The sequence below is a fragment of the Legionella feeleii genome (assembly GCF_001467625.1).
GTDB lineage: Bacteria > Pseudomonadota > Gammaproteobacteria > Legionellales > Legionellaceae > Tatlockia > Tatlockia feeleii.
The window spans coordinates 14501-15409 of record NZ_LNYB01000068.1; the positions used below are offsets into that span (position 1 = coordinate 14501).

A 909-nucleotide genomic window follows, 5' to 3' on the forward strand; every position below is an offset into this window, starting at 1 on the left:
GGAATGGATGCATCGATGATGTTACGCTTAAAAGCTTGAGGCGGAGAATAACCGACTTAAAAAGATGTATGCCGAAGAGCGACTTAAAGCAGAAATACTCAAAGAGGCTATTGAAAAAAAGTGGTAACACCGTCACGCCGGTAGAGAGTTGGCGAAAAAGGCGGTGGCACATAAAGATATTTCCATACGATTGTCATGTGAACTGTTTAGCATCAGTGAAACCTGTTATCGATACCAAGCCAAATTAAATGATGAAAATGGGCTGATAGCGGACTGGTTGTTGCGATTAGTTCAGAATCAAGGTAATTGGGGTTTTGGCTTATGTTTTTTATATCTACGCAACGTGAAAGGGTTTCGCTGGAATCACAAACGAGTTTATCGAATCTATCGTGAGTTAGACTGAATATGCGGATAAAACCGAAAAAGCGGTTAATAAGAGAAAAGCCTGAAGCATTGACGGTGCCAACTGCGATCAACGAATGTTGGTCGATGGATTTTATGCACGACCAATTAGAAAATGGTCGTAGCTATCGATTATTAAATATGCTTGACGATTTCAATCGCGAAGGTCTTGCTATCGAGGTGGACCTATCCTTGCCAGCGGGGCGCGTTATACGAACTCTTAATCAGATCATAGAATGGCGTGGTAAACCTCGACAAATACGTTGTGACAATGGCCCTGAATATATCAGCAAGTTACTCGAGCAATGGGCTGATAAAAATCAGATACATTTAGTTTTTATTCAACCAGGAAACCCGCAACAAAATGCTTATATTGAACGGTATAACCGCACGGTTAGGTATGATTGGTTAGGTCAATATTTATTTGCCAGTATTGCTGAGGTACAACTACATGCGACACAATGGTTATGGACGTATAACAATGAACGTCCAAATACGGCTATTGGA

The 909-nt window shown here is 41.0% G+C and carries 1 pseudogene; it reads left to right on the forward strand.

The features are described from left to right. A pseudogene (locus Lfee_RS07600) lies at positions 1-909 on the forward strand (IS3 family transposase); the annotation flags it as partial.